This window comes from Telluria beijingensis (assembly GCF_030770395.1).
Classification (GTDB): Bacteria; Pseudomonadota; Gammaproteobacteria; order Burkholderiales; family Burkholderiaceae_D; genus Telluria; species Telluria beijingensis.
In genome coordinates this window covers 3,057,981-3,083,160 of the sequence record NZ_CP132480.1, presented here as the reverse complement: position 1 = coordinate 3,083,160, position 25,180 = coordinate 3,057,981, and the positions used below count along the sequence as shown (strand labels likewise).

Here is a 25,180-nt window from a genome sequence, read left to right as displayed (position 1 = left end):
CGCCGATTTCGTTGCAGCGCAACCCCGCCGGACATCCCATGCAGTTCGCCGTTCGCACCCTCGCGCCCGATATGTCGATCTCGAACCTCGTCGTCGACGCGCTCGACGCCCAGGACGCGCGCCGCCAGGTCGAGGCGCGCGGCCTGTTCGTCAGCGCGGTCGAGCCGGCGCGCGGGACGGCGCTGGCGCGCCCGCGCGGCGGCAAGCTCTCTCTCGTGCTGTTCAGCCAGGAATTGCTGGCCCTGCTCAATGCCGGCCTGGGCATCGTCGAAAGCCTCGAGGCTTTGCTCGAGAAAGAGGGCGCGCCCGCCACCCGCGGCGTGCTGGAACGCCTGCTGGGCGGCCTGCGCGAGGGCAAGCGTTTTTCCAGCGTGCTGGCGGCGCAGCCGGCCCTGTTCCCGCCGCTGTACGTCGGCATCGTGCGCGCCGCCGAAGGCACCAGCGACCTGCCGCGCGCGCTGGCGCGCTATATCGACTACCAGCAGCGGGTCGACACCGTGCGGTCGAAAATCGTCAGCGCCTCGATCTATCCGGTGATCCTGCTGATGGTCGGCGGCGGCGTCAGCGCTTTCCTGATCGGCTACGTGGTGCCGAAGTTCGCCGAGGTCTACCACGGCGCCGGGCGCGACCTGCCGTGGATGTCGCAGCTGCTGCTCGACTGGGGCCAGTTCGCTGCCGGCCACGGCACGGCGATCCTGGTCGCGGCCGCGCTGCTGGTCGCTAGCCTCGTCGCTGGCGTGCGCCACCTGCTGCGCAGCGGCGGCATGGCGCGCCTGCTGGCCCGCCTGCCGGGCATTGGCGAAAAGGCCCGCGTCTACGAGCTGTCGCGGCTATACCTGACGCTCGGCATGCTGACCGAAGGCGGCATCACCATCGTCGCCGCGATCGAGACCGTGCAGCCGATGGTCTCGAACCACCTCGCCAGGAACCTGGCCGCGGCGCGCGCCGCGATCGAGGCCGGCCAGCCGCTGTCGAACGCCTTCGAGGCGCACGGCCTGACCACGCCCATCTCGCTGCGCATGCTGCGCGTGGGCGAGCGCACCGGCGAGATGGGGCCGATGCTGACCCAGTCGGCCGCCTTCTACGACGGCGAGATCGGGCGCTGGATCGACCGCTTCACGCGCACCTTCGAGCCGCTCCTGATGGCCGCCATCGGCCTGGTGGTGGGCGCCATCGTGGTGTTGCTGTACATGCCGATCTTCGACCTGGCGGGAGACATGTCGTGAGCGCGCCACAGGCAATCGACGACGTGGCGCCGTTCGACACGGCGCTGCTGCTGCGCGCCCGCGCCGCCGCCGCCGCCTCGCGGCGCGGCCTGGTGGCCGAGCTGGAGGCGCTCACCGGGCGCGACCCGCGCGCGCTGGTGCATGCGCTGGCGGCGCCGTTCGCGATGCCGGTGATGGAAACCGGCGCCATGCTGGCGCTGGCGCCGGCCTTCGAACTGCTGCCGCTGGCCCAGGCGCTGTCGCGCCACTGCGTGCTGCTGCGCCATCCCGACGGGCGCCTGACCGGGGTACTGGCCGATCCCTTCGACCTCGACCTGCAGACCTGGCTCGGGGCCCAGGCGCGCGCCAGCGCCAGCCGTCCGCTGGACCTGTGCCTGGCGCTGCAGTCCGACATCCAGGCCTACCTGTCCAAGCAGGAGGAATCCGCGCGCGCGGTCGACTCGCTGGTGGGCGGCGCCCAGGACGCGCGGCGCGACGGCAAGAGCGCCACCCAGCTGTCGTTCGCTTCGGTGTCGGAAGCCGGCAGCCCGGCCGTCAAGCTGGTCAACTCGACCCTGTACGACGCGCTCAAGGCCGGCGCCTCGGACATCCACCTGGAAAGCACGGCCGGCGGGCTGGCCGTCAAGTACCGGGTCGACGGCGTGCTCGATCATGCGGCCACCGTGGGCGGGATCGAACTGGCCGAGCACATCATCTCGCGCCTGAAGGTGCTCGCCGAACTCGACATCGCCGAACGGCGCGTGCCGCAGGACGGCAGCTTCCGGGTCGAGGCGGGCGGGCGCGACATCGACTTGCGGGTGTCGATCATGCCCAGCATCCACGGCGAGGACGCGGTGATCCGTATCCTCGACAAGCGCGCCATGATCGAGGCCTATGGCGCGCTCACGCTGGAGGCGCTCGGCTTCGACGCGCCTTCGCTGGTGACCTTGCGCCAGCTGGCCCAGGAAGCGTATGGCATGCTGCTGGTGACCGGGCCCACCGGCTCGGGCAAGACCACCACCCTGTACGCGGCGCTGACCGAGATCCACAACGGGCGCGAGAAGATTATCACCATCGAAGACCCGGTCGAATACCAGCTGCCCGGCATCCTGCAGATCCCGGTCAACGAAAAGAAGGGCCTGACTTTCGCCAAGGGCCTGCGCTCGATCCTGCGCCACGACCCCGATAAAATCATGGTCGGCGAGATCCGCGACCGCGAGACCGCCGAGATCGCGGTGCAGTCGGCCCTGACCGGCCACCTGGTGCTGACCACCGTCCACGCCAATAATGTGTTCGACGTGTTCGGCCGTTTTACGCACATGGGCATCGACCCGTATGCGTTTGTCTCGGCGCTGAACGGCATCTGGGCCCAGCGCCTGATCCGCATGTGCTGCCCGCGCTGCGCCGAGCGCTACGAACCCTCGGACCACGAGCTGGCCTCGGTGCACCTGCTGCGCAATGAAGTCGAAGGCTTCAGCTTCATGCGCGGAAAAGGCTGCGGCGACTGCCGCGGCACCGGTTACAAGGGCCGCCGCTCGATCGCCGAGATCCTGACCCTGAACGACGAGATCCGCGAACTGATCGTCGACAAGCAGCCGATTCGCCGCATCAAGGCCGCGGCCCATGCCAACGGCACCCGCAGCCTGCGCCTGGCGGCGCTCGACCTGGTGCGGCGCGGCGCCACCACGATCGACGAGATCAAGCGGGTGACCCTGCATGCCTAGACTGCATTTTCGACCGGCCTTGCCGCGCCTGGGACAGGCCCTGCGCCTGGGCGTGGCCGCCAACGGCCTGGCCCTGGTCAAGACCAGCCGCCTGTTCGGTGGCGCGCCGCTGGCCCTGTCCGAGCAGCCGCTCGACCTGTTCGCTCCCGACGCGCTGGCGCTTGGCCTGCCCATGCTGTTCGCCGACCTGCCGGTGAAGGGCTGGTCGTTGAGCGTGGTGCTGGCCGACGAGCTGGTGCGCCTGTGGCAGGTCGCGCCGCCGCCCGGCGCGACCCGAATTGGCGACCTGGAAGCGGCCGCCGCGCTGCGCTTCCAGCACCTGTTCGGCGCGTCTGGCGCCGACTGGAAGATCAGCGCCGACTGGGATGCGGTCGACCCCTTCCTGGCCGCGGCGGCGCCCGTGGCCCTGCTCGATGCGCTGGCGGCGGCGGCGCGCGAACACGGCTTCCACCTGGTCGAGATCGGCCCGCAATTCGTCGCCGCCCTGAACGCCTGGCGCCGCGAGCGCAGGCCAGGGGCCTGGTTCGGCCTGGTCCACGGCGGTGTGCTGTCGCTGGCCGCCTACGAAGGCCGCAAGCTGGCGGCGGTGCGCAGCAGCCCGATTCCGCCCGGCGCCGACCGCGACTGGCTCGAGTCCCACGTGGCAAGGGAAGCGCTGCGGGTCGGCATCGCGCGGCCCGAGCGCCTGCAATTGAGCGGCGCCGCACCAGGCGCCTGGGCCAGCAGCCCGGGGCGGCTGAAGTTCGCCTGCAGCCTGCTCGAGCAGCAGGACGAGTGGTCGGAACTGGCGCGGCTGGCGCGCACGGGAGTAGCCGCATGAGGCGCACCCGCATCGATTTCGCGCCGCCCAGCCTGCGCCGCACATTGTTCCGCGCGCCGCCGACGCTGGTCTATGCCGTGCCCGGCGTGCTGGCGCTGTGCATCCCGGCGCTGTTGATGGGCCGGCAATACGTCGAGCAGCAGGAAGAATTGCGCGACCTGCAGGCGGCGCTGGCCGCGCGCAGCGCGCCGCCCCCGGTCGTCGCGCCGCCGGCGCCGAAGGTCGCGGTGTCGCCCGGCCAGGCCGGCGCCGTCAATGCCGCCATCCTGCAACTGAACCTGCCATGGCGCGACCTGGCCGCGGCCCTGGGCGAAGCGACGCCGAACTCGATCGCGCTGCTGGCGCTGGAGCCGGACGCCAAGCGGCGCACGGTGCGCATCAGCGCCGAGGCGCGCACCAGCGACGAGATGCTCGCCTATATCACACGCCTGCAGGCCGAAGAATGGTTCAGCAGCGTGGTGCTGCTGCGCCACGAGGTGATGGAACAGGACCCGAACCGCCCGCTGCGGTTCCAGGTCAGCGTGCAGTGGGAGGCCTCATGAAGCCGGCCGGCCTGCTGCTGCGCGCGCGCCTGCGGCTGGCGCGCATCGATCCGCTGGTGGCGCTGGTGCTGGCGCTGCTGCTGGCCGGCGCCGCCGCGCAAGTGGCCTTGTTGCCGGCGCGCGCGCAGTTGAACGAGGACTACGAGGCGGCGCGGCTGGCGGCGCGCACGCCGCTGCCGCCACGGCCCCTGCCTGCGGCGCCGCCGCCCAGCAGCGACCAGAACCTGCGCGACTTCTATGCCGCTCTGGGCGAGCGGCGCGGCGTCGAACACCAGTTGAAGCAGGTGTTCGCGCTGGCCGAGCGCCACGGCCTGGCGCTGCGCCAGGGAGAATACCGGGCCACGAACGACCGCAATGCGAAGCTCGTCGCCTACCAGGTCAACCTGCCGGTCAAGGGCAGTTATGGCGCGATCTGGGAATTCGCGATGGACGTGCTGCGCGCGATCCCGCATGCCTCGCTGGACGACGTCGCCTTCCGCCGCGACAGCGTGGGCGAGGCCGGCGTCGAGGCGCGCCTGCGCCTGACGTTCTATCTCGCCGACGGACGCTCGCCATGAAGCCGCGCCATCTCGTCCTGGGTGCGGCCCTGGTGCTGGCCGCCGGCCTGGTGCTGTTCGGCGACAAGGCGCCGGACGATGGACTGGCGGAGCCGGTCGAGCGCAGCGCGGCCACGCCCTCGGCCCCGGTGCGCACGCCAGCGCCGTCCGCCAGGGACGGCGCCGAGGTCGCGATCGCGCGCCTGGTCCCGCGCGAGACCTTGATCGGCGCCAGCGGCGACCGCTTCGGGGAAGGCGAAAACAGCCTGTTCGCGCGTCATGACTGGACGCCGCCCCCGCCGCCGCCATCGAACGAGCCGCTGCCACCGCCGCCGCCGCCGAGCGCGCCGCCGCTGCCGTTCACCTATCTCGGCAAATCGTTGCAGGACGGCGTCTGGGAAATCTACCTGGCGCGCGGCGAGCGCACCTATCTCGTGCGCGATGGCGCCACCATCGACGGCACCTACCGCGTGGACGCGATCCGTCCGCCGGTGCTGAACCTGACCTACCTGCCGCTGGAACAACCCCAGCAGCTCAATATTGGAGTATTCGACTGATGGTGCGAACCCGGATTCACCACCTGGCGCTGGCCTTGCTGCCGCTGCTGCTGGCAGGCTGCGCGGCGCAGCGCGCCTACCAGGAAGGCAATGCGCTGGTGGCCCAGGACCAGGTCGGCGCCGGCCTGGCCAAGTACCAGGAAGCGCTGGCGTCGGAACCGAACAACCCGGTCTACCGGGCGGCCTGGCTGCGTGCGCGCGACAATGCGACCTCGCGCCTGGTGGACCAGGCCGAGCGCGCGCTGGCGGCCGGCCAGGTCGACCTCGCGACCCAGGACTTCCGGCGCGTGCTGGCGATCGACCCCGTGAACGACCGCGCCCGCGCCGGCCTGCGCCAGGTCGAGGCCGAGCGCCGCCACGCGGCGGCGATCCTGGACGCCAGGGCCGCCCTCGAGAAGGACGAGCCGGAGACGGCGCGCCAGAAGCTGGCGGCGGTGCTCACCGAGCGTCCGGGGCACGAGGCCGCGCGCCAGTTGATGCTCGAGGTCGACGAGAAGGCGGCGGCCGCGCCGAAAGGGCAGGCGGCGCTGGCGGCAAGCTATCGCAAGCCGATCAGCCTGGAGTTTCGCGACGCCCCGCTCAAGCAGGTGTTCGAGGTCATCGCGCGCCACTCGGGCCTGAACTTCATCTTCGACAAGGACGTCAAGGCCGACGTGCGCACTTCGATCTTCCTCAAGGACAGCACGGTCGAGGCGGCGGTGTACTACCTGTTGATGACCAACCAGCTCGAGCGCCAGGTCATGGACGGCAACACGGTCCTGATCTACCCGAACACGGCGGCCAAGCTGCGCGAGTACCAGGAGATGACGGTCAAGACCTTCTTCCTGGCCAATGCCGAGGCCAAGGCTATCGCCAACACCTTCAAGACCATCCTCAAGGCGCGCGACGTGGTGGTGGACGAGAAGCTGAACCTGGTAATCCTGCGCGACAACCCGGAAGCGATCCGCATCGCCACCCAGCTGGTGGCATTGCAAGACGTGCCCGAGCCCGAGGTCATGCTCGACGTCGAAGTGCTCGAGATCCGGCGCAGCAGCGTGATGGACCTCGGAATCGTGTGGCCGACCAACCTGTCGTTCGCGCCGCTGCAGACGCAGGGCGGCCTGCCGCTGACGATCGACGACCTGCGCACCTTCAACAGCAGCAATATCACGGTGGGCGACATCAGCGCCCGGCTCAATGCCAACAAGACCGACGGCGACACCAACACCTTGGCCAATCCGCGCATCCGGGTGCGCAACAAGGAAAAGGCGAAAGTCGTCATCGGCGACAAGATCCCGAACATCTCGGCCACCGTGTCGTCCGGCATCGGCGGCTTCGCGTCCGAGAACATCAACTACATCGACGTCGGCCTGACCCTGAACGTGGAACCGATCATCTACCTGAACAACGAGGTGGCGATCCGGATCGGCCTCGAGGTCAGCAGCCTGGGCGAGTCGGTAGAGACCCGCAGCGGCACCGTGGCCTACCGCATCGGCACGCGCTCGGCCAATACCGTGCTGCAGCTCAAGGATGGCGAGAACCAGGTGCTGGCGGGCCTGATCAGCAACGAAGACCGCAGCAGCGGCAGCAAGGTGCCGGGCATCGGCGACCTGCCGATCGTGGGCCGCCTGTTCGGCAGCCAGCGCGACCAGCGCGACCGCACCGAGATCGTGCTGTCGATCACGCCGCGCATCGTGCGTGCGGTGCAGCGGCCGACGGCGGCGGCATCCGAATTCGGCGCCGGCACCGAGGCCAGCTTCCGGCGCCGTCCCGACAACGCGGTGCGGGTGCAGGTAGGCGGCGCCAATGTGCGCACGCCGCCGCAGTCGCTGCCGGCGCCGGCGCCGGCCGTCGAGACGACGCCCGTCGCGCCGCCGCCGCCAGCCACGCCGAGCTTCTCGGTGCCGCCGTCGGCGCTGCCGGCGACGCCGCAACTGGGCTCGCCGCCATCGGCGCCGCCGGGCGCGCCGCTTCCCGTACCGGCACCGACGGCGCCGGAACCCGTCGCCGAGCCGGAGTTCGTGCCGACCGCCTATCCGCCTGGCGTCACGCCGCCGCCCCCGCAGCGATGACCATCCAGCCTGGCCGCGGCTTCACGCTGATCGAATTGCTGGTCACGCTGGCCATCCTCGCGCTGCTGGGCACCCTGGTGTTGCCGGTGGCCGAGGTCACGGTGCAGCGCCGCGACGAGCAGGAGTTGCGGCGCGCGCTGCGCGAGATCCGCCACGGCCTGGACGCTTATAAAAAGGCCGGCGACGAGGGCCGCGTGACCAGGGCGGCCGATGCCAGCGGCTATCCGGAGCGCCTGGAACTGCTGGTCGAGGGCGTGCCCGACCTGCGCAGCCCGAAGCAGGCCAAGATCTTCTTCCTGCGGCGCCTGCCGCGCGACCCGTTCAATCCCGATCCTGAACTGTCGGACGCCGCCACCTGGGGCAAGCGCAGCTATGCAAGCGAAGCCGACGAGCCGAGGGAGGGCGACGACGTCTACGATGTGTACTCGACCTCGGAGCGGGTGGGCCTGAACGGCATCCCGTACAACAAATGGTGAACCGGATGAAACAAGCGCGCGGCTTCACGCTGATCGAACTGCTGGTGGTGCTGGGCATCGTGGCCCTGCTGCTGACGCTCGCCGTGCCGCGCTTCTTCCCCAGCATCGACGGCGCGAAAGAGACGATCCTGGCCGACAACCTGCGCAATACGCGCGCCGTGGTCGACCAGTACCGCTCGGACACCGGCCGCTATCCCGACTCGCTGGAACAGCTGGTGGAGCAAAAATACCTGCGCGAGATCCCGCTCGACCCGGTCACCGAAAGCCGGGAGACCTGGATCCTGGAAGCGCCGCAAGAGGGCGAGCAGGGCGGCTTCTCGAACCTGCGCAGCGGCGCGCCGGGCAACGACCGGCGCGGGCGGCCCTACCTGGAATGGTGATGCGCGCCGGGCGCCAGGCTGGTTTCACTTACCTGGGCCTGATCGTGTTCGTGGCCATCGTCGGCCTGGTCGGCGCGGCCACGCTCAAGGTCGGCTCGCTCCTGCAGCGCGCGGCGGCCGAGGAAGAGTTGCTGGAGATCGGCGCCGCCTTCAGCGCGGCGCTGGACAGCTATGCCGCCGCCACGCCGCGCGGCGCGTCTCCTTATCCGCCATCGATGGCCGAGTTGCTGAAGGACCCGCGCTCGCCCGCCGTGCGGCGCCACCTGCGCAAGGTGTTCATCGATCCGCTGACCGGCAAGGCCGAGTGGGGTATCGTCTACCTGGGCGGCGGCGAGACCGGCATCGTCGCCTTCCACAGCCTGTCGCAGGCCAGGCCGCTGAAGATCGCGAACTTCGACAGCCGCTTCAAGGGCCTGGACAACAAGGAGAAGATCTCGGAATGGCGCTTCAGCGCGGGCGAGCGCAGCCTGGCGCCGGCGAATGTCCCGGCCCAGCCGGGGGCACCGGATGCGCCGGTGGCGCCGCCGGTTCCTCTTCCTCCGCCACCCCCGGCGCCGGAACCCGAGCCCGAGCCCGAGCCGGAAGCGGTGGAAGAACCTGCAGCGCCGACGCCGACCGAAGAGGATGGCGAAGCGGTTGATCGGGAGTGAGGCAACGTGATACTTTTGCACGACCGCCCCACATTACCGACAATCGCATGCCCCTGTCTTTACACACTGCCCTGAGGTCCTGGCACGGCTTCTTCGCTGCGCTGCTGCTAGTATCGACGTCGAGCCTGGCGCTGGCCGCGCAAAGCAATGTGCAGCAAAGCCCTCGCGCCACCGTGTCGCTGGTCAGCGAATACGCTGCCGTCACACCGGGCCAGGAGTTGCGCATCGGCCTGCGCCAGCGCCTGGCGCCGCACTGGCATACGTATTGGAAGAACCCCGGCGATGCCGGCTCGCCGCCCAGCATCACCTTTAACTCGCCGCAAGGCGCCACGGTCGGCGATATCGCCTGGCCGGGCCCCGACCGCTTCATCATCGGCCCTGTCGCCAGCTACGGTTACGAGAACGAGATCGTGTTCCCGATGACGCTCAAGGTGCCGCAGGATGCGCGGCCCGGCAGCGAACTGGTGCTCGAAGCGAAGGCCGACTGGGTGGTGTGCGAGAAGGAGTGCATCCCCGAAGAAGGGACGTTCCGCCTGGTGTTGCCGGTCGAGGCGAGCGCGCGCGATGCGAGCGACGAGATTCGCGCCGCGTTCAGGACGGCCGATGCGCGCCAGCCGCAGGCCTCGCCGTGGAAGGCCACGGTCAGCGCCGGCGAGTCGACCCTGCATTTGACGGTCGAGGGCGAGGGCATCGCGCCGGCGACCGTGCGATCGGCCCTGTATTTCCCGGATAGCTGGGGCATCGTCGACCACGTCGCCGAGCAGTTCCTGAAGGTGGAGGAGGGCAGGCTCACGCTGGCGACGACGAAAGGCCAGGGCTACACGCCCGGCCCGTCCGCAGGCCTGCTGGCGATCACGGATGGCGGCGGACAGAAACGCTGGTTTGCGCTGGAACTCACGCCGGGAGCGGCGACTGCGGCCACGACCGAGGCGCCGGCCACGCTGCCGTTATGGCAGATGGCACTGTTTGCCTTCCTGGGTGGCCTGATCCTGAACCTGATGCCCTGCGTATTCCCTGTCCTGGCGATCAAGGCCACGGCGGTGGCGGGCATGTCGGGTGGCGATCGGCGCGCGGTGCGCCTGTCCGGCGTGTTCTACACCCTCGGCGTGCTGGCAGCCTTCATGGCGCTGGCCCTGGCCCTGCTGGCGGTGCGCGCCGGTGGCAGCGCCGTCGGCTGGGGCTTCCAGTTCCAGTCGCCGCTGTTCGTGGCGGCGATGTGCTGGCTGATGCTGGCGATCGGCCTGAACCTCTCCGGCGTGTACGAGATCGGCGGGACGCTCGCCGGCGCCGGCCAGGACCTGGCGCAAAAGAAGGGCCATGCCGGCAGCTTCTTTACCGGCCTGCTGGCGGTGGTGGTGGCCACGCCCTGCACCGCGCCGTTCATGGGCGCGGCAATCGGGTCGGCGCTGGTGGCGCCTGCCTACGTCAGCCTGGTTGTGTTCGCGACGATGGGCCTCGGCCTGGCCTTGCCCTTCCTGTTTCTGGGCATCTTCCCGTCCATCGCCCGGCGCCTGCCGCGGCCGGGCGGCTGGATGGTGACCCTGCGCCAGGCGATGGCCTTCCCTATGTATGCGACCGCCGCCTGGCTGCTGTGGGTGCTGGCCCAGCAGGCGGGCGAGGCGGGGTTGCGCATGGCGCTGGCCGGCCTGGTGCTGGTCGGGCTGGTGGCCTGGCTGATCGGATTGCACCAGCACCGCGCGAAAAAGACCTGGTGGCCGCGCGGCGCGGCGCTGGCCGGCGTGGCCGGGATCGCCGGCCTGATGGTCGTGCTGCATGGCGCCGAGCCGGTGGCCGCGGCCGCATCGACGCAATCCGCGCAGGCCGAACCCTATAGCGCCGAACGGCTGGCCCTTCTACGCGCCGAAGGCAAGCCGGTGTTCGTCAACATGACGGCCGCCTGGTGCATCACCTGCCTGGTCAACGAGCGCACTACCTTGTCGACCGCCGCCGTCCAGCAGGCCATGCAGGAGGGCGGCGTGGTCTACATGAAAGGCGACTGGACCAACCGCGATCCCGCCATCACAGCCTTCCTGCAATCGTTCGGGCGCGATGGCCTGCCGTTCTATGCGTTCTATCCCGCCGGGAAGGGGCCGGTGGTCTTGCCGCCAGTCCTGACCCAGGCCATCGTTACCGATTCACTCAAGCAGTAATCACTCACAAGGAGATGTCTCAATGAACGGTACTTCTCGTCGCGCCATGCTGCGCACCACCGCATCGGCCGCAGCCCTGGCGGCAGCCGGTTTCCTCGTCGCCGCGCCGGCACTGGCCGCCCCCGTCATCGGCCAGCCTGCGCCGGCCTTCACCGCCGTCGACAGCAAGGGCAAGCAGCACAGCCTGTCCGACTTCAAGGGCAAGACCGTGGTGCTGGAATGGACCAACCACGATTGCCCTTACGTGAAGAAGCACTACCAGGCGAATATCCCGGCCTTGCAGAAGCAGGCCAGGGATGCCGGCGTGGTGTGGCTGAGCGTGATCTCGTCGGCGCCCGGAGAGCAGGGCCATGTGGACGGCAAGAAGGCCGACGAGCTGACCGCCAGCCGCAATGCCGCCCCGACCGCGGTGCTGCTCGACCCGCAGGGAACGGTCGGCAAGGCGTATGACGCGCGCACCACGCCGCATATGTACGTGATCGACGCCAAGGGCGTGCTGCGCTACGCGGGCGGCATCGACAGCATCGCGTCGGCCAAGCTGGAAGACATCGAGAAGGCCAGCCCGCTGTTCAAGACCGCGATGGAAGCGGTGGTCAAGGGCGAGAACGTGGCGCAAGCCACGACCCGCCCTTACGGCTGCAACGTCAAGTACAAGTCCTGATCGCGGTCCATCTCAGGCTGCGCGGCGGCGGAAGTCGCGCGGCCTGAAGCCCAGCACGGCCAGCACCGCGAAGTAGGCGAAGGCGCAGGCCGTGATGATGCCCAGCAGCGCGCCGATGCGCAGCGCCGGCGTGGCCTTCATCGCCGCCCAGTCGAACTGCGCCTGGCCGAACCAGGCGAGAAGCCCCATCAGGCTGACCGCGACGGCCAGCTTGATGAAGAACTTCAACCAGCCCGGCTGCGGCGCATAGATGCCGCGCCGGCGCAGGCCCACGTACAGGCAGATGGCGTTGATGCAGGCGCCCAGGCCGATCGACAGCGCCAGGCCGGCCACGCCCAGGCCGAGCCAGAACACGAAGACCAAATTCATCAACTGGGTCGCGAACAGCACCATGATCGCGATGCGCACCGGCGTCTTGACGTCCTGGCGCGCATAGAAGGCCGGCGCCAGGATTTTCACCAGGATGATGCCGAGCAGGCCGACGCTGTAGGCCATCAAGGGCATGGCCGAATTGGCCAGCGCCGCATCGTCGAATTTACCGTAGTGGAACAGGGTGGCGATCATCGGCTCGGCCAGCGTTGCCAGGCCCACCGCCGCCGGCAGGGCCAGCAGGAAGGTCAGGCGCAGGCCCCAGTTGAGCAGGGCCGCATACTCTTCGGCATTGCCTTCGCTATTGGCTTTCGACAGCGACGGCAGCAGGATGGTGCCCAGCGCCACGCCCAGCATCGCGGTTGGGAATTCCATCAGGCGGTCGGCATACTGCAGGGCCGAGACGGCGCCGGCCGCCAGGCTGGCGGCGATGCCGGTATTGATCAAGAGGCTGATCTGGGCCGCCGATACCGCGAACACGGCCGGGCCCATCTTTCTCAGCATGCGCCGCACGCCGGCGTCGCGCAGGCCGTGCATCGGGTTGATGGAAATGCGCGGCAGCATGCCAATCTTCACCAGCGAGGGAATCTGGATCGCCACCTGCAGCAGGCCGCCGACGCAGACCGCGATCGCCATCGCATAGATCGGCTGTTCCAGGTAGTTGACCAGCACCAGCGAGGCGAAGATGAAGGAAAGATTGAGCAGGACAGGGGTAAAGGCTGGAATCTTGAACTGGCGCCAGGTGTTCAGGATGCCGCCGGCCAGGGCCACGAAGGACATGCAGGCGATGTAGGGGAACATCATTTGCGTCATGATCACCGAGGCGTCGTAGGCGCCGGGCGTCTCGCGCAGGTCGCCGGCCAGCATGGTGATCAGGAGCGGGGCGCCGACGATGCCGACGATGCTGGTCAGCACCGTGGCCCAGATCAGGGCGGTGGCGACGTGGTCGACCAGGGTTTTCGTCGCCTGTTCCCCATGTTGCGTCTTGTACTCCGACAGGATCGGCACGAAGGCTTGCGAGAACGCGCCTTCGGCAAACAGGCGGCGCAGCAGGTTCGGCAGGCGGAAGGCGATGATGAAGGCGTCGGTGTAGGCCGAGGCGCCGAAGGCGCGCGCGAACAGGCTTTCGCGCAGCAGGCCGGTGACGCGCGACAGCATCGTCATGCTGGAGATGGCAGCGAGGGTTCTGAGCAGGTTCATGGCGCAAGATTATACTTGGGCAACTCGTCTGGATTCGGGTCGTTTTGACGTATTGGACAACGCCCTCGAAAGGGCGGTAAACCGACAATGTCTGAATTATGAATTGCTCCGAATTGAAACCTTCGCTATAATCATGGGCTGTACTGAATTCTGTTAGCAGACACTAATCGTTGGGCAGGCTCCGCTAGGTAAGCCAAGGCGCCGGTTTGACAGTCGCTAATGTTTGCAAACGCAACTTGACCCCGATTTAGGAAATTCCATGGCAAATACCGCACAAGCGCGCAAACGCGCTCGTCAAGCAGTTAAGCAAAACGCACACAACTCGTCGCAGCGTTCGACCCTGCGCACCGCAATCAAGGCCGTCCGCAAAGCCATCCAGGCTGGCGACAAGGCTGCCGCGACCACCATCTTCCAGCAGTCCGTGTCGAAGATCGACAGCATCGCTGACAAGAAAATCATCCACAAGAACAAGGCAGCACGTCACAAGAGCCGCCTGGCTGCAGCCCTGAAGGCACTGTCGGCCTAATAGCCGTTTGCGACGCGGCCCCTGGGCTGCGACGGCAAAGTTCTGTGCAGTTGGAAAGACCCGCCCGACTTCGGTCCTGGCGGGTTTTTTTGCTTGGCGCGGCGCTCTTCATGCTCCAGGGTTGTCGAGCGCTTAAAAACTGGTATCGCGCCCAAACCTCGGGCATAATATGGCGCGTCTTATGTCTTATAGAAGACTTGCGGCGCGCGACCGCGGATCACTCAGGGGGCTCATCACTCCTTTGCAATCTGTCCATTCCGGGATCGGGAGGGGTAGAATGTCCGGCATCAGCGCGGTGCGCCAAGGCGGAGCGCCAGGGTCTTGCCCTGTGGCCAATTGTCAGTTTTATACTCGCGACGACGTTCGCGATTACCGAGGAAAATGTGCATGAGCAGTGATCAGACCATCATCTACACCCTGACCGACGAGGCGCCGCTGCTGGCGACCCACGCCTTCCTGCCCGTGGTCAGCACCTTCACCAAGCCGGCCGGCATCAATGTCGAGGCCAGCGACATCTCGGTCGCAGCCCGTATCCTGGCTGCCTTCCCGGAGAACCTGACCCCGGAACAGCGCGTTCCCGACGCCCTGGCCGACCTGGGCCAGAAGACGCTCACGCCGGAAGCGAACATCATCAAGCTGCCGAACATCAGCGCTTCGGTCACCCAGCTGACCACCGCGATCAAGGAACTGCAGGAAAAGGGCTACAACATCCCCGACTATCCGGCCGATCCGAAGACCGACGAAGAAAAAACCATCAAGGCCAAGTACGGCAAGTGCATCGGCTCGGCCGTGAACCCGGTCCTGCGCGAAGGTAACTCGGACCGCCGCGCGCCGCGCGCCGTCAAGGAATACGCACGCAAGAACCCGCACTCGATGCAGGCATGGTCGCAGGCTTCGCGCACCCACGTGTCGCACATGACCGGCGGCGACTTCTACCACGGCGAGAAATCGATGACCCTCGATGCCGCCCGTGAAGTCAAGATGGAACTGGTGACCAAGAGCGGCCAGACCATCGTCCTGAAGCCGAAGGTCGCCCTGCAGGCCGGCGAGATCATCGATTCGATGTTCATGAGGCGCAAGGCCCTGCTGGCCTTCTACGAAGCCCAGATCGAAGACGCGCACCAGACCGGCATGCTGTTCTCGCTGCACGTCAAGGCGACCATGATGAAGGTCTCGCACCCGATCGTGTTCGGCCACTGCGTGCGCATGTTCTACAAGGAGGCGTTCGAAAAGCACGGCGCCCTGTTCGACAGCCTCGGCATCAACGTCAACAACGGCATGGCCGACCTGTACAACAAGATCGCCGACCTGCCGTCGTCGCAGCGCGAAGAAATCATCCGCGACCTGCACGCCTGCCAGGAACACCGTCCAGAGCTGGCCATGGTCGACTCGGCCAAGGGCATCACCAACTTCCACTCGCCGAATGACGTGATCGTCGACGCGTCGATGCCTGCCATGATCCGCGCCGGCGGCAAGATGTACGGCGCCGATGGCCGCCTGAAGGAAGTCAAGGCCGTCATCCCGGAAAGCACCTTCGCCCGCATCTACCAGGAGATCATCAACTTCTGCAAATGGCATGGCGCCTTCGATCCGAAGACCATGGGCACCGTCCCGAACGTCGGCCTGATGGCCCAGCAGGCCGAGGAATACGGCTCGCACGACAAGACCTTCGAGATCCAGGAAGACGGCGTGGCCAACATTACCGACCTCGCCACCGGCGAAGTCTTGATGTCGCAAAACGTCGAGCAGGGCGATATCTGGCGCATGTGCCAGGTCAAGGACGCGCCGATCCGCGACTGGGTCAAGCTGGCCGTGACCCGCGCCCGCAACTCGGGCATGCCGGCCGTGTTCTGGCTCGACCCATACCGTCCGCACGAGAATGAACTGATCAAGAAGGTCAAGGTCTACCTGAAGGATCACGACACCAGCGGCCTGGACATCCAGATCATGTCGCAGGTGCGCGCGATGCGCTACACCCTGGAGCGCGTCTCGCGCGGCCTGGACACCATCTCCGTGACCGGCAACATCCTGCGCGACTACCTGACCGACCTGTTCCCGATCATGGAACTGGGCACCAGCGCCAAGATGCTGTCGATCGTGCCGCTGATGGCCGGTGGCGGCATGTACGAAACCGGCGCCGGCGGTTCGGCGCCGAAGCACGTGCAGCAGCTGGTCGAGGAAAACCACCTGCGCTGGGATTCGCTGGGCGAGTTCCTGGCCCTGGCCGTCTCGCTGGAAGACCTCGGCATCAAGACCGGCAACAACAAGGCCAAGGTGCTGGCCAAGACCCTGGACGCGGCCACCGGCAAGCTGCTGGACAACCGCAAGTCGCCATCGCCGAAGACCGGCGAACTCGACAACCGCGGCAGCCAGTTCTACCTGTCGATGTACTGGGCCCAGGAACTGGCCGCGCAAACCGAGGATGCCGACCTGGCCGCCAAGTTCGCGCCGCTGGCCAAGCAGCTGACCGAGAACGAAGCCAGGATCGTCGCCGAACTGCTCGAAGTGCAGGGCAAGCCGGCCGACATCGGCGGTTACTACAAGCTGGACGAAGCCAAGGTGGGCGCCGTGATGCGTCCGAGCGCGACCTTCAACGCTGCGCTCGAATCGCTGGCCTGAAGTTGAAACGCCCATGAAAAAACCCGCCGTACCGTAAAGGTCGGCGGGTTTTTTTACATCCTGACTTCGGTGTATTCGCCGGGCATCAATGGATGCGTCGCCAATGAAAACGGCCCGATACTGCTGCGCACCAGGCGCAGGGTAGGGTGGCCCACCGCCGCCGTCATCCGGCGCACCTGGCGGTTCTTGCCTTCTTCCAGCGTGATCGCGATCCAGGCCGTCGGCTGGTCCTGGCGCGTGCGGATCGGCGGGTTGCGTGGCCACAGCCATTCGGGCTCGGCGATGCGCACGGCGCGGCACGGTTTCGTGACGAAATCGCCCAGGTCGAGCGGCGCCTGCAGGCGCGCCAGCGCGGCGGCTTCGGGCACGCCATCCACCTGCACCAGGTAGGTCTTGGCTTCCTTGTGGTCGGGATGGGCGATCTTGTGCTGCAGCTTGCCGTCGTCGGTCAGCAGCATCAGGCCCTCGCTGTCGGCGTCCAGCCGGCCGGCGGGATAAATGCCGGGAATGTCCAGGTAATCGGCCAGCGATTCACGGCCTTCCTGTGGCGAGAACTGGCACAGGACCTGGAACGGTTTATTGAAGAGAATCAGGGGCATCGATATGGGAGGGCTTCAGGTCAATAGCGTGCCGATATGGCAGAATACTGAGGCATGATAAAACGCACACCATCTTATGTCTTATAGAGGACTGGCGGCATGCAGGCGAATCGGGGCAATATTGTAATCGAGTTCGTCCTGCCGACCGCCGCCCACCTGGGAGAACACGCGATGTACCAGCATATCACCGTCCCGGCCGACGGCAGCAAGATCACCGTCAACGCCGATTTCACCCTGAACGTCCCGGATAACCCGGTCATTCCCTATATCGAGGGCGATGGCACCGGCGTGGACGTCACGCCCGTCATGATCAAGGTGGTCGACGCCGCGGTGGAGAAAGCCTATGGCGGCGCGCGCAAGATCCGCTGGATGGAGATCTTTGCCGGCGAGAAGGCGACCCGGCGCTACGGCGCGGACACCTGGCTGCCGGGCGAGACGCTCGAGGTGCTGAAGGATTACGTGGTCTCGATCAAGGGCCCGCTGACGACGCCGGTCGGCGGCGGCATCCGTTCGCTCAATGTCGCGCTGCGCCAGGAGCTCGACCTGTATGTGTGCCTGCGCCCGGTGCGTTATTTCACCGGCGTGCCGTCGCCGCTCAAGCAGCCGGAAAGGACCGATATGGTGATCTTCCGCGAAAACTCCGAAGACATCTATGCCGGCATCGAATACCAGGCCGGTTCGGAAGGCGCGCGCAAGCTGATCGCCTTCCTGGCCGAGGAAATGGGCGTCAGCAAGATCCGCTTCCCCGAGACCTCGGGCCTGGGCATCAAGCCGGTCTCGCGCGAAGGGACCGAGCGCCTGGTGCGCAAGGCGATCCAGTATGCGATCGACCATGACAAGCCATCGGTGACCCTGGTCCACAAGGGCAATATCATGAAATATACCGAAGGCGCTTTCCGCGACTGGGGTTACGCGCTGGCGCAAAAGGAATTTGGCGCCGAGCTGTTCGACGGCGGTCCGTGGTGCAGGGTGAAGAATCCGAAGACCGGACGCGACATCATGATCAAGGATTCGATTGCCGACGCCTTCCTGCAGCAAATCCTGCTGCGGCCCGCCGAATACAGCGTGATCGCGACCCTCAACCTGAATGGCGACTATATCTCGGATGCGCTGGCGGCCCAGGTCGGCGGCATCGGCATCGCGCCGGGCGCGAATATGTCGGATTCGGTGGCGGTGTTCGAGGCGACCCACGGTACGGCGCCGAAATACGCGGGCAAGGATTACGTGAATCCGGGTTCGCTGATCCTGTCGGCCGAAATGATGTTGCGCCATATGGGCTGGAGCGAGGCGGCCGACCTGGTCATCGCGGCCATGGGCCGGGCGATCGTATCGAAAAAGGTGACGTACGATTTCGCGCGCCTGATGGAAGGCGCGACCCAGGTGTCATGCTCGGGATTCGGCGACGTCATGATCGAAAATATGGGATAGTCGTTCATCGCGTACCAGGAGACGGCATGAGCGAAGAATCGATCACCCAGCAGCATTACGAGAAAATCGGGCGCTTCATCTATGGGGTCAAGCGCCATGCCGATCCGGAGAAGTTGCGCGCGGCGGTGGCGGCGGGAGCACTGGCGCCCGATGATTCGGAACGGGCGGCGGCGCTGGTGCGCCGTTTCGACGAGGCGATGGAGGGGCTCAAGCATGCCAGTGCGGAAGGCTTGCCGGACGCGGTCGACGAGGAATAGCTTGGCGCCATCCTGGCCGACTTGCGGGTCTTCGTGCAGGATAGCGGCTGGACGCATGCTTGACGGGCGAAAAAAAACCCCGCAGTTGCGGGGTTCCTTGCTTCCGGGAGGGGAAAGATTACAGACCCTGGATATTGGAAGCTTGCTTGCCTTTAGGGCCTTGCGTGACTTCGAATTGGACTTTTTGACCTTCTTTGAGGGTCTTAAAACCGTTCATGTTGATCGCGGAGAAGTGAGCGAACAGATCCTCGCCGCCGTCATCAGGAGTGATGAAGCCAAAGCCTTTGGAATCATTGAACCACTTAACAGTACCAGTTGCCATAAAAGAACTTTCAAATTTAACAAATCACACGAGCCATAAAAGCAAGAAGCTTCTTGCCCCCTCCTCAGCCTGCTCACTTCTTATCAACAAGTACATAAGTACAATGTCAATAACTGCATTGTTGGTGGAATAATCACTGAAGTCAAGCGCTTTTGCGTGCCTATTGCCAAATATTTCCAGCGTAACCCATCCACGGTCTTGATTTCCTCAATCGGAACGCCATCTGCGCAAATATCTGAAAACGCGTAAGATGGAAGCACCAGAAAACGAGCTGATGTTTACGCTTGGCACCAACCGCGGAAGTATTAGAATAACCCCATGGCAACGAAGCACGATACTGAACAACTGCTTGAGCGGCAGACCGTCAAACCGCCTCCGCTATACCAGGTGGCGCTGCTGAACGATGACTACACGCCGATGGAGTTCGTGGTCGCCGTGATCCAGGAGTATTTCAACAAGGATCGCGAGACCGCAACCCAGATCATGCTCTCTGTTCACCGTCATGGTAAAGGGGTGTGTGGGGTGTTTTCCAAAGATATAGCGTGTACCAAAGTGGAGTTTGTCTTAACGCATGCGCGCAAGGCCGGGCACCCCCTGCAGTGCGTGATGGAGGAAGTATGATTGCGCAGGAACTTGAAGTATCCCTACACATGGCCTTTGTCGAAGCACGACAGGCACGCCACGAGTTCATCACCGTGGAACACCTGCTGCTCGCGCTACTCGACAACCCATCGGCCGCCGAAGTCCTGCGTGCGTGCGCGGTCAATATCGAAGACCTGCGCAAGACCTTGACTAATTTTATCGGTGATAACACCCCGACCGTGCCCGGCACGGGCGAGGTCGACACCCAGCCGACGCTCGGTTTCCAGCGCGTGATCCAGCGCGCGATCATGCACGTGCAGTCGGCGTCGAACGGCAAGAAAGAAGTCACCGGCGCCAATGTGCTGGTCGCGATCTTCGGCGAGAAGGATTCGCATGCCGTCTACTACCTGCACCAGCAGGGCGTGACGCGCCTGGACGTCGTCAATTTCATTTCGCACGGCGTGCGCAAGGACCAGCAGATGGACACCCAGAAGGCGTCCGAAGGCGTGGAAGAAGCGCAGGTCGAAGGCCAGGCCAAGGAGTCGCCGCTCGATCAGTTCACCCAGAACCTGAACAAGGCCGCCGCCGACGGCAAGATCGATCCGCTGATCGGCCGTGAAGAAGAAGTCGACCGCGTGATCCAGATCCTGTGCCGCCGCCGCAAGAACAACCCGCTGCTGGTGGGCGAGGCCGGTGTCGGCAAGACCGCGATCGCCGAAGGCCTGGCCTGGCGCATCGTGCAAGAGGATGTGCCCGAGATCCTGCAGAACGCCGTCGTGTTCTCGCTCGACATGGGCGCGCTGCTGGCCGGCACCAAGTACCGCGGCGATTTCGAGCAGCGCCTGAAGGCCGTGCTCAAGCAGATCAAGGATACGCCGAACGGCATCCTGTTCATCGACGAGATCCACACGATCATCGGCGCCGGTTCGGCCTCGGGCGGCACGCTCGACGCGTCGAACCTGCTCAAGCCGGCCCTGGCCAATGGCCAACTGAAGTGCATCGGCGCGACCACGTTCACCGAGTTCCGTGGCGTGTTCGAGAAAGACCATGCGCTGTCGCGCCGGTTCCAGAAGGTCGACGTCAACGAACCGTCGGTCGAGCAGACCGTGGCGATCCTGCGCGGCCTGAAGTCGCGCTTCGAAGAGCACCACGGCGTCAAGTATTCGGCGTCGGCGCTGTCGACCGCGGCCGAACTGGCGGCGCGCTTCATCAACGACCGTCACCTGCCAGACAAGGCGATCGACGTCATCGACGAGGCGGGCGCCGCGCAGCGCATCCTGCCGAAGTCGAAGCAAAAGAAAACCATCGGCAAGACCGAGATCGAGGACATCATCGCGAAGATCGCGCGGATTCCCCCGCAGACGGTCAACCAGGACGACCGCAGCAAGCTGCAGACGATCGACCGCGACCTGCGCAACGTCGTGTTCGGGCAGGATCCCGCGATCGAGGCGCTGTCGGCAGCGATCAAGATGGCGCGCGCCGGCCTCGGCAAGACCGACAAGCCGATCGGCTCCTTCCTGTTCTCGGGTCCGACCGGCGTCGGCAAGACCGAGGTGGCGAAACAGCTGGCCTTCATCCTGGGCATCGAGCTGGTGCGCTTCGACATGTCCGAGTACATGGAGCGCCACGCCGTGTCGCGCCTGATCGGCGCGCCGCCGGGCTATGTCGGCTTCGACCAGGGTGGTTTGCTGACCGAGGCCATCACCAAGAAGCCGCACACCGTGCTGCTGCTGGACGAGATCGAGAAGGCCCATCCGGACATCTTCAACATCCTGCTGCAGGTGATGGACCATGGCACGCTGACCGACAACAACGGCCGCAAGGCGGACTTCCGCAACGTGATCATCATCATGACCACCAATGCGGGCGCCGAGAGCCTGACCAAGCGCTCGCTGGGCTTCGTGGATTCGCGCGCGACCGGCGACGAGATGGCCGACATCAAGCGCATGTTCACGCCGGAGTTCCGTAACCGCCTGGACGCGATCATCAGCTTCCGCGCGCTGGACGAAGACATCATCCTGCGCGTCGTCGACAAGTTCCTGATGCAGCTCGAAGAGCAGCTGCACGAGAAGAAAGTCGAAGCGGTGTTCACCGAGAAGCTGCGCAAGTTCCTCGGCACCAAGGGCTTCGATCCGGCGATGGGTGCGCGTCCGATGTCGCGCCTGATCCAGGACATGATCCGCAAGGCGCTGGCCGACGAGCTGCTGTTCGGTCGCCTGACCAACGGCGGCCGCGTGACGGTCGATTTGAACGAGAAGGACGATGTGGTCCTCGAGTTCCCGGAAGGCGACGCATTGCCGCCGCCGGCGCCGGCCGAAACGGTCGAGATCGAGTAAGCACGGTCGTATAGCTACTGCAAGGTAGTTAGCTGTAACAAACCGTCATCCCCGCCTGCGCGCACTGCTGTCCGGAATAATTTTCTTGACACGGTCACTTAGATCAAACTGAGCTGGCATGCGGCAATTTGTAGTTGCCGCTGCCTCTTTTTCTTGTAGTAGTTCTCAGTTGCTACGCGCTGAAACAACGTGGCTCGCACTACGGCGAGACAGTCCCAGAGAGACCCTGTCATCGCGTTGCGATGCTTATACAGCGCCAGTAGCAAGTAGCTAATCAACGCGGTAAGAATCTGGATACGTACGGCGTTCTCGCTTCGTCCCAAGAACTTTTTGATCTTCAAGTGCTGCTTGATCCATTTGAAGAACAACTCGATGCCCCAGCGGTCCTTGTAGCGCTGGGCAATTTCCAGTGCTGGACTCGTCAGGTCATTGGTGGCGATCTCCATCGACGTGGGCTTGTCTGGACGTGCTACCGTGATACGACGTAACGGCGCGACATAGGGATTTCGCCGGCCACCGCCAGGGTTGCGGTTCTTGAGCTGAACAATCTCGTCACTGAGAATCACCGAAGCTGCATCGGCCGGGATCGCGCGTTGCTCCAGGCAAGCCAAGCTGGCATTGCTCTTGAATCGGGTAACAAATCGTGCTCCAGCCTTGTCGATCCTGTGCCACCAGCTGTAACTGCAGTAGCCCTTGTCGAAGACGTACAAGGCGCCCTCTCTCAGCGGCACGTCCGATGCCAGCTCAACGTCATTGACGTTTGCTGCGCTGAATCGGTGCCAGTGCGGCACCTGCGAATGCGCATCGAGCAACATGTGCAGCTTGATTCCCTGTGTATTGCGAGTGCGGTTCGCCAACGTCCACTGATCGAATTCACGCCCTTTGAGCGTGATGGATGTCGAGTCCAGCAGATACATCAACTCAGCGCTGTCGCTGCGTAACTTGGCCGAAACCTGGCCCATCAGCATTACTGCAACGTCATTGAAAACGGCATCCGAACGGTTCTTGTTCGCTTCAGCTAGTGTGGAGCGCTTGATCGGCTTCGTACCCAGGTGGTACAGGTGAGACACATGACTATTGAATCCGGCCTCGAGCGGACGAAGACCTGGCGCCTCGCTCATCTGAGCGTACAGCATCGTGATCAGGTGATCCCAATGGCCGAAGCGCTTCACATATTTGTCGCCCTTGTGGGCATTGACCAATTTGTCGAAGGTTGCGCGAGGCAACCCCTTTAATAATTCGTGAAAGGTGGTTATGCTGAACATGTTGCAGGGTTTGGTTTTTTGAGTTTGGCGACTCCGGTATACGCCGGTAAACCAGTCCCTGCAACCCTTCCAGCAATTTCCTCTCAAATTATCCCGGACAGCAGTGCGCCTGCGCGGGGATGACGTTTTTGGGCCGGCGGTTAGAACAGTCACTAGCGATTTTTTACTTTCAATTAAGCAAACTCAGTTTCTGTTTAAATAATGCTATTTCTTGAAATGTGAGTTCACGCACCTGTCATATAACATTTCTACACTACCCGCATTGTTGGCCCACCCCCTCATGGACTCCCAATGCGACTCCCACAGCTCAACACCTCCGCCAAGCTCATCGGCGCTTTCGGCATCCTCTCCCTCGTCATCGTGATCATCGCCGCCGTCGCGGTATGGCGCATGCATGCGGCCGATGTCATCACTTCCAACCTGGTCGACGACAAGCTGGCCAAGCAGCAGCTGGTGTCCGACCTGCTCGGCATCGAGCGCCTGAACGGTTCGCGCACCGTCTCGATCGCGCGCAGCGACAGCCTCGAGCTGGCCGACTATTTCCAGGCCCAGCTGGCCGAAGGCCGCAAGAACATCGCCGCCATCGAAGCCCGGCTGGGCAAGCTGCCGATCTCGGAAGGCGAACGCACTTTGCTGCAGGACGCCGCCCGCCACAAGGCCGCGCTGGGCACCGTCCAGGAGGCGCTGTTCAAGGCCAAGGACCTGGGCCAGACCGGCCTGGTCGAAGAGATCCTCACCACCCGATGGGAACCCGGCTACAAAGCCAAGATCGGCGCACTGGAAGCCTTGCTGGCCCATGAGAGCAGCGAGGCGCACCGCCTGGCCGACGCCTCGGCGGCCGCATCGAGCTTCAGCAAGATGCTGCTGCTGGGCCTGGGCGGCGCGGCGCTGCTGGTCGGCGCCGGCCTGGCCTGGATGATCAGCCGCAACCTGGTGGTGCCGCTGCAGCAGGCCGCCATACTGGCCGAGCAGGTGGCCAAGGGCGACTTGCGGCCGACCATCAGCCACCAGCGCAGCGACGAAATCGGGCGCCTGTTCGACGCCCTCAACGGCATGACCCATGGCGTCTCGAGCACCGTGTCGCAGGTGCTGGTGGGCGCCCAGGCGATCGATGCGGCCTCGAGCGAGATCGCCGAAGGCAACCAGGACCTGTCGACCCGCACCGAGCGCCAGGCCGACGCGCTGCGCCAGACGGTGGCCGCGATGGATGAACTGAGCGAGGCGATCGCCAGCAACAACGCCAACGCGAAGAACGCCAATGCGCTGGCCCAGACCGCGTCCGGCGTGGCGACCGAAGGAGCGCGGGCGGTTGAACAGCTGGTAGCGCGCATGGGCGCGATCAAGGCCTCGGCCGCGCGCATCGTGGACATCACCGGCATGATCGACAGCATCGCCTTCCAGACCAATATCCTGGCGCTCAACGCGGCGGTGGAAGCGGCGCGCGCCGGCAGCGAAGGGCGCGGTTTCGCCGTGGTGGCGTCCGAGGTGCGCAACCTGGCCCAGCACTCGGCCGGGGCGGCCAAGGAAATCAAGAAGCTGGTCCAGGATTCGTCGAGCGAGATCGAGGCCGGCACCGGCATGGCCGAATCGGCCGGCTCGACGATGCGCGCCATGCTGGAACATGTGCACGAGGTGGCCGGCATCCTGGGCCAGATCCACACCGCCAGCGCCGGCCAGGCCGACGGCGTCACGCAAGTGAGCCGCGCCATGGCCGAGATCGACCTGTCGACCCAGCAGAACGCGGCGATGGTCGAAGAAGCCGCGGCGGCGGCAAGCTCGATGCGCCAGCAGGCCGCCGAGCTGTCGGCGCTGGTGGCGACCTTCAAGTTGCGCGGCAGCCTGCCGGCGCCGACGCCAGCGCACCAGCGCCTGCTCGAAGCCGCGTGACGATGTGCGCATATTCGGGGCCGGTTCTTGGCTATGCT

The 25,180-nt window shown here is 65.4% G+C and carries 23 protein-coding genes; 19 read left to right on the top strand and 4 right to left on the bottom strand.

Annotated elements, in window-relative coordinates; translation table 11 throughout:
- Positions 1-38 precede the first annotated feature (38 nt).
- From Q9246_RS13665 to Q9246_RS13610, 12 genes are read left to right on the top strand one after another with little or no spacing between them, the layout of a single operon-like run.
- Entirely contained in the window at positions 39-1,226 is a 1,188-nt protein-coding gene (locus tag Q9246_RS13665; RefSeq protein ID WP_306391114.1) for a type II secretion system F family protein, read from the top strand.
- Positions 1,223-2,929 carry a GspE/PulE family protein gene (locus Q9246_RS13660; protein ID WP_306391113.1) on the top strand — a complete coding sequence of 569 codons (1,707 nt, stop codon included), beginning with the start codon at positions 1,223-1,225 and terminating at the stop codon, positions 2,927-2,929. Before Q9246_RS13665 ends, Q9246_RS13660 begins: the two co-directional genes overlap by 4 nt.
- Positions 2,922-3,749, top strand: a complete 828-nt coding sequence (locus tag Q9246_RS13655; RefSeq protein ID WP_306391112.1) for a hypothetical protein — start codon at positions 2,922-2,924, stop codon at positions 3,747-3,749. Before Q9246_RS13660 ends, Q9246_RS13655 begins: the two co-directional genes overlap by 8 nt.
- Positions 3,746-4,291 (top strand): PilN domain-containing protein, encoded by a 546-nt coding sequence (locus Q9246_RS13650; RefSeq protein WP_306391111.1) that lies wholly within the window; start codon positions 3,746-3,748, stop codon positions 4,289-4,291. Before Q9246_RS13655 ends, Q9246_RS13650 begins: the two co-directional genes overlap by 4 nt.
- Entirely contained in the window at positions 4,288-4,848 is a 561-nt protein-coding gene (locus Q9246_RS13645; RefSeq protein WP_306391110.1) for a hypothetical protein, read from the top strand. The genes Q9246_RS13650 and Q9246_RS13645 overlap by 4 nt, the downstream gene beginning before the upstream one ends.
- Positions 4,845-5,384, top strand: coding sequence for a hypothetical protein (locus tag Q9246_RS13640; RefSeq protein WP_306391108.1), 540 nt, complete (start codon positions 4,845-4,847; stop codon positions 5,382-5,384). The genes Q9246_RS13645 and Q9246_RS13640 overlap by 4 nt, the downstream gene beginning before the upstream one ends.
- Positions 5,384-7,435, top strand: coding sequence for a secretin N-terminal domain-containing protein (locus Q9246_RS13635; protein ID WP_306391107.1), 2,052 nt, complete (start codon positions 5,384-5,386; stop codon positions 7,433-7,435). Before Q9246_RS13640 ends, Q9246_RS13635 begins: the two co-directional genes overlap by 1 nt.
- Positions 7,432-7,911: a type II secretion system protein gene (locus Q9246_RS13630; protein ID WP_306391106.1), complete on the top strand. Its 480-nt coding sequence runs from the start codon at positions 7,432-7,434 to the stop codon at positions 7,909-7,911. The genes Q9246_RS13635 and Q9246_RS13630 overlap by 4 nt, the downstream gene beginning before the upstream one ends.
- Positions 7,912-7,916: 5 nt before the next feature.
- Positions 7,917-8,291, top strand: coding sequence for a type II secretion system protein (locus Q9246_RS13625; RefSeq protein ID WP_306391105.1), 375 nt, complete (start codon positions 7,917-7,919; stop codon positions 8,289-8,291).
- A complete protein-coding gene (locus Q9246_RS13620) occupies positions 8,291-8,941 on the top strand; it encodes a type II secretion system protein (RefSeq protein ID WP_306391103.1) in 651 nt (216 codons plus the stop codon). The genes Q9246_RS13625 and Q9246_RS13620 overlap by 1 nt, the downstream gene beginning before the upstream one ends.
- Positions 8,942-8,988: 47 nt before the next feature.
- A complete protein-coding gene (locus Q9246_RS13615; RefSeq protein ID WP_306391102.1) occupies positions 8,989-11,091 on the top strand; it encodes a protein-disulfide reductase DsbD family protein in 2,103 nt (700 codons plus the stop codon).
- 22 nt (positions 11,092-11,113) lie between these two features.
- Entirely contained in the window at positions 11,114-11,752 is a 639-nt protein-coding gene (locus Q9246_RS13610; RefSeq protein ID WP_306391101.1) for a redoxin domain-containing protein, read from the top strand.
- A gap of 12 nt (positions 11,753-11,764) precedes the next feature.
- Here the strand turns inward: Q9246_RS13610 and murJ are convergent, their stop codons facing one another.
- Positions 11,765-13,321, bottom strand: coding sequence for a murein biosynthesis integral membrane protein MurJ (murJ, locus tag Q9246_RS13605; RefSeq protein WP_306391099.1), 1,557 nt, complete (start codon positions 13,319-13,321; stop codon positions 11,765-11,767).
- 259 nt (positions 13,322-13,580) lie between these two features.
- On the opposite strand from murJ, the gene rpsT reads away from it, so the two are divergent.
- Positions 13,581-13,847, top strand: coding sequence for a 30S ribosomal protein S20 (gene rpsT / locus Q9246_RS13600; protein ID WP_005669248.1), 267 nt, complete (start codon positions 13,581-13,583; stop codon positions 13,845-13,847).
- Positions 13,848-14,234: 387 nt separating this feature from the next.
- Positions 14,235-16,466, top strand: a complete 2,232-nt coding sequence (locus tag Q9246_RS13595; RefSeq protein ID WP_306391098.1) for an NADP-dependent isocitrate dehydrogenase — start codon at positions 14,235-14,237, stop codon at positions 16,464-16,466.
- A gap of 53 nt (positions 16,467-16,519) precedes the next feature.
- Here the strand turns inward: Q9246_RS13595 and Q9246_RS13590 are convergent, their stop codons facing one another.
- Positions 16,520-17,065 carry a pseudouridine synthase gene (locus Q9246_RS13590; RefSeq protein ID WP_306391097.1) on the bottom strand — a complete coding sequence of 182 codons (546 nt, stop codon included), beginning with the start codon at positions 17,063-17,065 and terminating at the stop codon, positions 16,520-16,522.
- A gap of 171 nt (positions 17,066-17,236) precedes the next feature.
- Between Q9246_RS13590 and icd the strand changes: the two genes are divergently transcribed.
- Both icd and Q9246_RS13580 read left to right on the top strand, forming a co-directional pair.
- On the top strand, positions 17,237-18,493 hold the full coding sequence (icd, locus tag Q9246_RS13585; RefSeq protein ID WP_306398170.1) for an NADP-dependent isocitrate dehydrogenase: 1,257 nt from the start codon (positions 17,237-17,239) through the stop codon (positions 18,491-18,493).
- Positions 18,494-18,519: 26 nt separating this feature from the next.
- On the top strand, positions 18,520-18,750 hold the full coding sequence (locus tag Q9246_RS13580) for a hypothetical protein (protein WP_306391096.1): 231 nt from the start codon (positions 18,520-18,522) through the stop codon (positions 18,748-18,750).
- A 118-nt stretch (positions 18,751-18,868) separates the two neighbouring features.
- Here Q9246_RS13580 and cspE read toward each other — a convergent pair whose 3' ends face one another.
- Entirely contained in the window at positions 18,869-19,072 is a 204-nt protein-coding gene (gene cspE, locus Q9246_RS13575) for a transcription antiterminator/RNA stability regulator CspE (RefSeq protein ID WP_005669258.1), read from the bottom strand.
- Between the two features lie 318 nt (positions 19,073-19,390).
- On the opposite strand from cspE, the gene clpS reads away from it, so the two are divergent.
- Both clpS and clpA read left to right on the top strand, forming a co-directional pair.
- Positions 19,391-19,693, top strand: a complete 303-nt coding sequence (clpS, locus tag Q9246_RS13570) for an ATP-dependent Clp protease adapter ClpS (protein WP_020653505.1) — start codon at positions 19,391-19,393, stop codon at positions 19,691-19,693.
- On the top strand, positions 19,690-21,990 hold the full coding sequence (gene clpA, locus Q9246_RS13565; RefSeq protein WP_306391094.1) for an ATP-dependent Clp protease ATP-binding subunit ClpA: 2,301 nt from the start codon (positions 19,690-19,692) through the stop codon (positions 21,988-21,990). The genes clpS and clpA overlap by 4 nt, the downstream gene beginning before the upstream one ends.
- A 98-nt stretch (positions 21,991-22,088) precedes the next feature.
- Here clpA and Q9246_RS13560 read toward each other — a convergent pair whose 3' ends face one another.
- A complete protein-coding gene (locus Q9246_RS13560) occupies positions 22,089-23,255 on the bottom strand; it encodes an IS4 family transposase (protein WP_306391093.1) in 1,167 nt (388 codons plus the stop codon).
- A gap of 291 nt (positions 23,256-23,546) precedes the next feature.
- Between Q9246_RS13560 and Q9246_RS13555 the strand changes: the two genes are divergently transcribed.
- Positions 23,547-25,142, top strand: coding sequence for a methyl-accepting chemotaxis protein (locus Q9246_RS13555; protein WP_306391092.1), 1,596 nt, complete (start codon positions 23,547-23,549; stop codon positions 25,140-25,142).
- Positions 25,143-25,180: the final 38 nt, after the last annotated feature.

Excerpts from the sequence above, each read along its gene's own strand:
- Q9246_RS13665 (WP_306391114.1), top strand. The coding sequence starts at position 39 with ATGCAGTTCGCCGTTCGCACCCTCGCGCCCGATATGTCGATCTCGAAC.
- Q9246_RS13655 (WP_306391112.1), top strand. The coding sequence starts at position 2,922 with ATGCCTAGACTGCATTTTCGACCGGCCTTGCCGCGCCTGGGACAGGCC.
- Q9246_RS13650 (WP_306391111.1), top strand. The coding sequence starts at position 3,746 with ATGAGGCGCACCCGCATCGATTTCGCGCCGCCCAGCCTGCGCCGCACA.
- Q9246_RS13645 (WP_306391110.1), top strand. The coding sequence starts at position 4,288 with ATGAAGCCGGCCGGCCTGCTGCTGCGCGCGCGCCTGCGGCTGGCGCGC.
- Q9246_RS13640 (WP_306391108.1), top strand. The coding sequence starts at position 4,845 with ATGAAGCCGCGCCATCTCGTCCTGGGTGCGGCCCTGGTGCTGGCCGCC.
- Q9246_RS13635 (WP_306391107.1), top strand. The coding sequence starts at position 5,384 with ATGGTGCGAACCCGGATTCACCACCTGGCGCTGGCCTTGCTGCCGCTG.
- Q9246_RS13630 (WP_306391106.1), top strand. The coding sequence starts at position 7,432 with ATGACCATCCAGCCTGGCCGCGGCTTCACGCTGATCGAATTGCTGGTC.
- Q9246_RS13625 (WP_306391105.1), top strand. The coding sequence starts at position 7,917 with ATGAAACAAGCGCGCGGCTTCACGCTGATCGAACTGCTGGTGGTGCTG.
- Q9246_RS13620 (WP_306391103.1), top strand. The coding sequence starts at position 8,291 with ATGCGCGCCGGGCGCCAGGCTGGTTTCACTTACCTGGGCCTGATCGTG.
- Q9246_RS13615 (WP_306391102.1), top strand. The coding sequence starts at position 8,989 with ATGCCCCTGTCTTTACACACTGCCCTGAGGTCCTGGCACGGCTTCTTC.
- Q9246_RS13610 (WP_306391101.1), top strand. The coding sequence starts at position 11,114 with ATGAACGGTACTTCTCGTCGCGCCATGCTGCGCACCACCGCATCGGCC.
- murJ (WP_306391099.1), bottom strand. The coding sequence starts at position 13,321 with ATGAACCTGCTCAGAACCCTCGCTGCCATCTCCAGCATGACGATGCTG.
- rpsT (WP_005669248.1), top strand. The coding sequence starts at position 13,581 with ATGGCAAATACCGCACAAGCGCGCAAACGCGCTCGTCAAGCAGTTAAG.
- Q9246_RS13595 (WP_306391098.1), top strand. The coding sequence starts at position 14,235 with ATGAGCAGTGATCAGACCATCATCTACACCCTGACCGACGAGGCGCCG.
- Q9246_RS13590 (WP_306391097.1), bottom strand. The coding sequence starts at position 17,065 with ATGCCCCTGATTCTCTTCAATAAACCGTTCCAGGTCCTGTGCCAGTTC.
- icd (WP_306398170.1), top strand. The coding sequence starts at position 17,237 with ATGTACCAGCATATCACCGTCCCGGCCGACGGCAGCAAGATCACCGTC.
- Q9246_RS13580 (WP_306391096.1), top strand. The coding sequence starts at position 18,520 with ATGAGCGAAGAATCGATCACCCAGCAGCATTACGAGAAAATCGGGCGC.
- cspE (WP_005669258.1), bottom strand. The coding sequence starts at position 19,072 with ATGGCAACTGGTACTGTTAAGTGGTTCAATGATTCCAAAGGCTTTGGC.
- clpS (WP_020653505.1), top strand. The coding sequence starts at position 19,391 with ATGGCAACGAAGCACGATACTGAACAACTGCTTGAGCGGCAGACCGTC.
- clpA (WP_306391094.1), top strand. The coding sequence starts at position 19,690 with ATGATTGCGCAGGAACTTGAAGTATCCCTACACATGGCCTTTGTCGAA.
- Q9246_RS13560 (WP_306391093.1), bottom strand. The coding sequence starts at position 23,255 with ATGTTCAGCATAACCACCTTTCACGAATTATTAAAGGGGTTGCCTCGC.
- Q9246_RS13555 (WP_306391092.1), top strand. The coding sequence starts at position 23,547 with ATGCGACTCCCACAGCTCAACACCTCCGCCAAGCTCATCGGCGCTTTC.